Source organism: Psychrobacter sp. UBA2514 (assembly GCF_002341255.1).
Classification (GTDB): Bacteria; Pseudomonadota; Gammaproteobacteria; order Pseudomonadales; family Moraxellaceae; genus Psychrobacter; species Psychrobacter pacificensis.
Window position 1 is genome coordinate 47,286 of record NZ_DDNS01000018.1, and the last position, 8,373, is coordinate 55,658.

Sequence of the window (8,373 nt, forward strand, 5' to 3'; positions counted from 1 at the left end):
ATAGCAAAGTTTAGCGAATAGAAACCTGCTATTTTTTACTTTATTTTCTATGATTTTAGTGAAAAAACCCAATTTAGTAGTTACAATCAACTAAATTCACTATCGAGGCGCTAAAAATGCCAGAAAGTCATTTTAGAAGTATGGGCACAATAGATATAGATGACATCGATAAGCAATTATTGCGCTTGTTACAGACGCAGGCACGTATGAGTATCACGGAGCTTGCTGAGCGTGTCAATCTCTCTGCCACCCCTTGTGCCCGCCGTATTAAACGCTTAGAAGACGCTAATATCATTACAGGCTACCATACCAAAACCGATGCGCAAAAACTGGGCTATCCGCTTGCCGTGTTTATCGCCGTCAGTATGGATCGTCATACGGCTGAGCGTTTCGAACACTTTGAGCGTAGCGTTCAGAGTTTTGAGGAAGTCGTGAGCTGTAGTATTGTCACAGGACGTACAGAAGACTATCTTATTAAGGTGAGAGTACGCGATATGGCACATTATGAGGAGTTTTTATTGCATCGCCTCAATCGTATTGAAGGCGTTGCTCAAGTACATACCAGTTTTGAGCTGCGAGAGGTATTCAGCCGTAGCATCGTATAGAGCGTTCATGGCGTTAAAAATGCTAAGCGAGCGTTGGTGACTGTCTACGAAACATTATTATCAAAATCAGTCCAATCATCAATCCAATAGCAGCGACCAGTAACCCTGCATTGAAATTGCCATCCTCTCCTGCCAATGCTACCGTCACCAAAGGTCCCAAGAACTGCCCTAGCGCATAGGCGAGCGTCGCCAATGCAATCAGTAAATTAGAATAAGCAGGATTGATGTTTTTAAACAACGTGAGGGTCATCGCCACCATACCGACAAAGGTCAATCCCAATATCGCTGCATTGGCGTATAATCCAAGCGCACCATCAAACCATATAGGCAAACACATGCCAAACGCTTGTAATATCGTGAGACCAATTAGGGTTTTTACCTCACCGATACGTTTGGCAAGCGCGCCCCATAACGGGTTTGATAGCATCGCAAAAATACCAACCACCAACCAAATCATCAACCCAGCATAGGTCTGTGTCGTTAAGCGCTGCGCTGCCATAACAGGCAGGAAAGTTGCTGAGCTGATATAGCCAAATCCTGCCAATATATAACTCATAAAAAGTAAAGCAAGCGCTTTATGGTGTCCAGCAAGCGCTTCATATAAAGAGCGTTTGAAGTTTAAATAGCTCTGATAAACGGACACGTGCTGATCATAGTCGGTCCGCTGTGATACTGAACTATCTACTGGTTTGGGTTTTATCGCGTAGAGGAGCCATATCAGCGGTAAACTGGTGCAGCCTGCAACCAGCCAAATCACATCAAAATGATAGCCCAATGTTAGAAGCCACCACGTCACAATGGCAGAAGCACTAATACCAACGCCAATGCCTGCATAATGTACGGCCGAGAGTACAGAACGACGTTCGGGGCTCAGGTTTTGAATCACAAACGATGAGCTCAATATCATCGCTACCCCGCTTGCAATGCCTGCGATTAGGCGAATGATATACCATAACGTGAGCGACATATTTGGTATAACGAGTAGCATTGTTGTGACAACACTGATTATTGCCCAAAGCGTCATCGCCTGCCATGTCGCACGCTGAGGCACAAACATAGCAATGAGGGCGCCGATAAAATAACCGATATAGTTGATTGATGCTAGCCAGCCAGCAATCGTCGTTGATAGTGACAATTGCACCATAATATCAGGTAGAGTGGCGGTAAAGAGAAAGCGTCCATAGCCCATGACAACTGCCAAACAGTACATACCGATACAGGCAATGGCCGCTTCATTGGTGATGGTAGGAGCGACACGGCTTTTAATAGCAGTCATCATGACAGCGCCATTTTTGTGGCAATTAGCACACAATTCTTTGTGTTAGATAATTAAAAGCAATAGTAAAATAAGTAGGATTCAAACAGTTATTGGTACTATTGGGACATCATAAAATAAAAACAAACCCTACAATACATCTAACGTGGTTGTCCCTATCGTATCCTGTCCTAGCATTTGTACACGCTGATCGCTAAACATATCCATGTCAGGGGCTAGCGTACGCATAAACCGATCAAAATATAACATCTGCTTGGTCAATAAAGCAAAGTCGCGTGGAAAATGGATACCATGACGTTTGCCAACTTCGACAATCTCAAGCATCATTTTATTGAGCTCGTCGGCCTGCTCTTTACTGTTAAAAGGCACACCGCTGGTAAAGGTCTTATCTTCTGCCATGATCGTTATCATCATGCGCTCTAGATCGTTACCTAATGCAACCACATCAACTTTATTGCCACCATGCGTCATTTCCATGTCAATCATATGACGTGCCATCGCTTGATAGTCACTGTCTTGCATCGCTTGCATCATACCCATGCACGCACGCCAGCTCTCGGCTTTGAGTTTACCGACAATACCAAAGTCTAAGAAACCAATACGTCCATCGGTTAATAGCATCAAGTTACCCGCATGCAGGTCAGCATGAAAACTATTGCACAGCATAAGACTGGCAAACCAGGTGTTTAATGTATCTGCCATGATTTGCGCAGGATCGCTGCAATACTGACGCATGAGTGACTCATCAACCATAGAAACCCCATATAGGCGGCTCATCGTCAATACACGCTTGGTGGTCAGATCGTCATACACTGTTGGTGCCACTACCCGAGTATTACCTGAGACGGCTAAGAACTGCTGAAAATCGCGGATGTTTTGTGCTTCAGCGATAAAATCCGTCTCGGCAAGCATACGCAGGCGAATCTCATCGATAATTGGCGCGATACTTGCGAACTTCATCGATGGCATCACTATTTCAAGCAGCTTGGTCACGCCATGCAATACGCCCAAATCGGTCTGCATGATGGTTTCGACGCCAGGCTTTTGTACCTTTAGCACCACTTCATCACCATTATGCAAACGGGCAGCATGAACCTGAGCGATAGAGGCTGATGCTAGCGGCTCTGAGTCAATATGCGCAAACTTATCATCAAGACTCATACCATCAGTCGCCAGCTCTTCTTTTAGCACCTGCTCGATATAAGCATAAGATAATGGCGTGGTTTGATCCAAGCAGCTCTGGAAAGCAGTAACATAATCACGTGGAAACAGCGAGGGTGTACTGGCGATAAACTGACCGATTTTGATATAAGTCGTGCCTAACTGCTCAAAGGTTTCTTTGAGTAGCATTGCATCAGGTTTTTCCCCTTTTGCCACTCTTAGCGCAGATAAGCCTGCGACACTCGCGGTTTGGCGAACACGGTTGACGACATTAAAGGTATGCTTTAACAAATGCGGACGATGAATTTTCATAAAAAACAACTATGGTAATAGAAAGGATTTGAAAATAGATAATTTCGAAAATAGACTAAAAATATATCAAAGACATAGTATTCAATCAGGGCTGCTACAGACTGGGCATTCTGGATCTTTTCTATAACCCATCAGCCGCTGCTGCATCTGCCTACCATCCCATATAAGCAGTTTATTTGTCAGTGGATTTTTGGTTAATCCCAAATATTGCAAGGCGGTATTGGCTTGCAGGTTACCCATAACCGCAGTGGTGCTCGCAAGCACACCTGAATTGGCACAGGTACGCTCATCAGCAACCTCATCATGCATAAGCGCGCCAAACACGCAATGATAGCAACCTGTGTCCAGATGTGGCTCAAACAGCGCCAGCTGCCCTTGCATCGCAATTGCCGAGGCAGATAATAATGGAATCCGATAATGGACGCTAATGCGATTGATGACGTCACGAGTCGCAAAATTATCCGTACAGTCTAGTAATAAGTCTGGCTTACCAGAGGCTAGATTGAGCAACTCATAAGCATTATCTTCATCTAACCGCGCCACGGTGCCGTAAGCTTCTATCAAAGGGTTGATGCGTGCCAGCATAGCCGCTGCTGTCAGCGCTTTGGACTGACCGATATCTTCTGGCAAAAACAGCGTTTGCCGTTGCAGGTTACTCGCTTCGATCGCATCATCATCGATCAGATGCACATAACAAACCCCTGCACGCACCAGTGTCTCAGACGCTGGACAACCAAGGCCGCCTGCGCCTATTATCACCACGCGTGCTGACTTTAATCGCAGCTGAGCATCCATATCCCAACCGTCGAGTAGTATTTGCCGTGCATAACGGAGCAGCTCATCATCAGATAGCTGTGCCAAATCGTCTGCCATATTTTTTGCAACCTATAATTAAAAATGTCTATCCATAAAGCCTATTTATGGATATTGTCCTACTGTGACACGATCATTACCACCGTAATCTTGTACCGTGTGTACTGACTCAAAGCCGCTGTCTAAAAACAGCTGTCGAACCGCAACCCCTTGGTCATGGCCATGCTCGATAGCCAGCAGTCCTTTTTTGCACAAATAAGACGGTGCCTGCTGGACAATATGCTCGATATCAGCCAAACCATGATTGGGTGCACTGAGCGCACTGATCGGTTCAGCGGTTAGTCCCGCCAAATGCTCGTCTGCCTCATCAATATAAGGCGGATTTGAGACAATCACATCAAACCGACATTCGTCATCAGTAGATAGCGCTTGATACCAACTGCTTTGGATAAATTCAATATTAGTGACACCATTAAAATCCGCATTATGCCGAGCAATATCGAGCGCCTCAAGCGACAAATCAACGGCGACCACTTGCCAATTGTCTTTTTTTAATTCATGAGCGAGACTGACAGCAATACAACCTGAGCCTGTACCCAAATCAAGTAAGCGCTTATGACGATTAGATACTGGCTGAGCATTGATCCAATTCAATACTTGCTCGACCAATACCTCGGTATCTGGTCTGGGAATCAAGGTGTGCTCATTGACCACAAAATTCAGCGACCAAAACTCCTGCTGACCCGTCAAATAAGCGAGCGGCGTCCCTTCTTGCATCTTAACCATACCAGTATAAAACCGCCTTTGCTCACTTTCTGTCAGCTGATAATCTTCGCCAGTAATCAAAAATAGTGAAGGTTTATCAATAACATATAGCAGCCAATCTGTTGGCCAAAACGATGGTATCTGACGATTTGTCTCACCATTCGTCAGTTGACCAATTTGCTGCTTTATTTGACGAATGGTCAATGCGGTCATAAGTCACTCTTAAAGATATCGTAAATAAAGATAAAAGTACTGCCAATGCTACTCTGACGCGCGCGGTGGCTCATTGGTATCGGTCAGGTTTGGATTTGCCTTTGTTAATTTGTCATTATCACCAATCACAATGTGTTTATCGACCAAGTAGATTAAGATCAAAATTGGCATACCAATCGCAAAGGTGAAAATAAAGAAAAACGGATAGCCCATATTGTCAACGATAGCCCCAGAGTAGCCACCCATCACCTTAGGTAGCAACGTCATTAATGAGGAGAAAATAGCATACTGTACCGCGGTAAAACGAATCGAGGTCAAGGCAGACAAGAACGCAATGAATACAGCGCTGGCAAGGCCTGCCGCTAGATTATCAAAAATCACTGCCACGTACATATGCGGCAAGCTACCAGGATGATAAGTGAGCAGGACAAATAATAAATTCGTCACACAAGCCAAGATGGCACCGACCATCATCGCCTGCATCATACGCAGTTTTTGAGCCAAAATACCACCCAAAAAGCCACCCGCAATGACCATAATGACACCAACCAGTTTCACTGCATTGGCAATATCCGTTTTACTGAACCCCATGTCTTGATAAAAGACGTTCGAGATGACCCCTGCGACGATATCAGAAATCCGGTATAACCCAATCAAGGCCAGTAGCAATAATGCTTTTTTGCCATAACGACGGAAAAAATCAACGACTGGTTCAACCCAAGTGGTATAAGCCATTTCTTGTTTGACCACGCCTACTTTGACAGACAGGTAACCCACAACCGATGCCACCAGTAAGCTGGTTAATAGATGGACAACTTCAAGTAAAAAAGCAAACATCACACTGTCTGTCTCTGGCAGTAACGCACCAACGTTGACAAAAGCGATGATAAAAGCGGCGACCGACAATACAAATACCAATACCAAACGGGCATAGTCAGAGGCGGGACGATCAATACGTATCTGCTCGCTCACAGGCTCCCGAATTATCAACGTGGTCACCACACCTACGCCCATCACCGCTGCCATGATCCAGTAGGTGTTGCGCCACGCTTCGTAACTATAAAGCTCTTCGGTCGAACCAAAATAATCTGCTAAATAGAGCGCACCTGCGCCTGCAAAAATCATCCCTAAACGGTAGCCTGCGGTATACATTGCCGACAATACTGACTGAAAACTCGCAGGGGCAAGCTCAATACGATAGGCATCGACCACGATATCTTGCGTGGCGGACGAAAAGCCCAATAGCACGGCTGCCATGGCCATATAGTGCAAACTGCTCTCATCCGTCGGGTTGATGCTGGCCATCATATAAATCGCCAAAATAATTAAGAGCTGTGCAATCAAAATCCAGCTACGACGGCGGCCCAGTAATCTAGTCAATATCGGTAGCGGCACCGCATCTACTAGGGGCGCCCAAATGAACTTGAACGAATACCCCAATGCCGCCCAACTAAAGGTCGTCACCACACTGCGATCAAATCCCGCCTCACGAAGCCATAACGACAAGCTGGAGAAAATAAGCAAAATAGGAATACCAGCTGCAAAACCCAAAAACAGCATGATCATAGCACGCCGATCCAGATAGGCTTTCGCCGCCTCGCCCCATGATTTTTTGGCGATGGGAGGTTTGGGTGGTACAGATTTGACAGCAGACATAATAACTCACCAACAATTGAGACAAATAACACAACTGCGCACAATTTTTATCAATCTTTAGAATCAGTTATCCATAAAAAGATCGATAAAAATTGCTTTACGTTGCACCAATGCGTTTATTACAACAAAATTCAGTTATGGTACTTGAGAACCGCTACCTTGACTAGATGTTTTTGCATTAACTCATTGATTCTGGCACTTTCATAACGGCTTATATTTCGCTGCAGTAACGAAGATTATAGCAATCTTTCACTATGGTTAAACCAGTCCTTAGTTTTCTTACTACTTACTCTCATCAAAGATGTCTAACAACGCTTTCATTTATCGGCAATATATAGATAGAGGTAGGCTCAATACAAACTTGATCGGCTTATTACTGTCCCACCTAGTAGCAAGAGCAATGGCGTTAATAGCAAGCTGGATGAGGTACTACACCAAGAATTAATGATTAATAATTTAAAACATATAATTTTTATATATTAGTTTTATAAATGAAAAGCACTTCGTTATGCTCTCTATATCAACAATGATTATCTTAATTGACGGTTTGTTCTTTCTATTACCATAGCCTAGGAGTTTTACCATGTCCGATTCAACCAACACCCCAACCGACAAAAACACCACGCAAGATACCGCTGGTTGCCCGATAAACCACCAAGGTAACAGCGATACCGCAACCAATACAACTTATGATCAAGGTGATGATAAGGGACCGACGATTCATAGTGAAAACGTTGATCAAACACACGCACCGCAGCGTCCTAGCATGGGCGGCTGTCCCGTCATGCATCAAGCGCATACTACCACCGCCTCTGCTGTGACTGACTGGTGGCCGAATAGCTTAAACCTAGACATATTGCATCAGCAAGACAAAAAGACTGATCCAATGGGAGCAGACTTTGATTATGCTGAAGCGTTCAAACAACTTGATTTAGAAGCGGTCAAAACCGATTTGAAAAGCCTCATGACCGAATCACAAGAGTGGTGGCCAGCAGATTGGGGTCATTATGGTGGCTTGATGATTCGTATGGCGTGGCATTCAGCAGGTACATATCGCGGTGCCGATGGTCGCGGCGGTTCTAATACTGGTAATCAACGCTTTGCGCCACTAAATAGCTGGCCGGACAACGCCAACCTAGACAAAGCGCGCCGCCTACTATGGCCCATCAAGAAAAAGTACGGCAACAAACTGTCATGGGCTGATTTGATGATTTTGGCAGGCAACATGGCTTATGAGTCTATGGGCTTTAAAACGCTAGGCTTTGCTGGTGGTCGTGCTGATATTTGGCATCCAGAAAAAGACATCTACTGGGGTTCTGAACGCGAATGGCTGGCACCGACCGAAAACCGTTACGATAGCGATAAAGACCGTGCATCCCTCGAAAACCCACTAGCAGCGGTACAAATGGGCTTAATCTATGTCAACCCTGAGGGCGTCGATGGTAACCCTGACCCATTGAAAACCGCTCAAGATATGCGTACGACGTTTGCGCGTATGTCAATGAATGATGAAGAAACGGTTGCTTTGACCGCGGGTGGTCATACCGTTGGTAAGTGTCACGGTAATGGCGA

The 8,373-nt window shown here is 45.1% G+C and carries 7 protein-coding genes; 2 read left to right on the forward strand and 5 right to left on the reverse strand.

Annotated elements, in window-relative coordinates; all coding sequences use genetic code 11:
• Positions 1-116 precede the first annotated feature (116 nt).
• Entirely contained in the window at positions 117-605 is a 489-nt protein-coding gene (locus tag B3V51_RS06425; RefSeq protein WP_286708130.1) for an Lrp/AsnC family transcriptional regulator, read from the forward strand.
• A gap of 22 nt (positions 606-627) precedes the next feature.
• On the opposite strand, the gene B3V51_RS06430 is transcribed toward B3V51_RS06425, so the two are convergent.
• The 5 genes from B3V51_RS06430 to B3V51_RS06450 all read right to left on the reverse strand — a co-directional run bounded on the left by B3V51_RS06430 (position 628) and on the right by B3V51_RS06450 (position 6,801).
• Complete coding sequence (locus B3V51_RS06430) at positions 628-1,884, reverse strand: YbfB/YjiJ family MFS transporter (protein ID WP_286708131.1); 1,257 nt, start codon at positions 1,882-1,884, stop codon at positions 628-630.
• Positions 1,885-2,010: 126 nt separating this feature from the next.
• Complete coding sequence (locus B3V51_RS06435; RefSeq protein ID WP_286708132.1) at positions 2,011-3,354, reverse strand: ABC1 kinase family protein; 1,344 nt, start codon at positions 3,352-3,354, stop codon at positions 2,011-2,013.
• Positions 3,355-3,435: 81 nt separating this feature from the next.
• Positions 3,436-4,227, reverse strand: coding sequence for a HesA/MoeB/ThiF family protein (locus tag B3V51_RS06440; protein WP_286708133.1), 792 nt, complete (start codon positions 4,225-4,227; stop codon positions 3,436-3,438).
• Between the two features lie 45 nt (positions 4,228-4,272).
• Positions 4,273-5,145 carry a peptide chain release factor N(5)-glutamine methyltransferase gene (gene prmC / locus B3V51_RS06445; RefSeq protein WP_186474653.1) on the reverse strand — a complete coding sequence of 291 codons (873 nt, stop codon included), beginning with the start codon at positions 5,143-5,145 and terminating at the stop codon, positions 4,273-4,275.
• Between the two features lie 48 nt (positions 5,146-5,193).
• Positions 5,194-6,801, reverse strand: a complete 1,608-nt coding sequence (locus B3V51_RS06450; RefSeq protein ID WP_286708134.1) for an AmpG family muropeptide MFS transporter — start codon at positions 6,799-6,801, stop codon at positions 5,194-5,196.
• Between the two features lie 766 nt (positions 6,802-7,567).
• Here B3V51_RS06450 and B3V51_RS06455 point away from each other — a divergent pair.
• Positions 7,568-8,373: peroxidase family protein (locus tag B3V51_RS06455; RefSeq protein WP_349676139.1), on the forward strand; the 806-nt coding region annotated here is incomplete at its 3' end.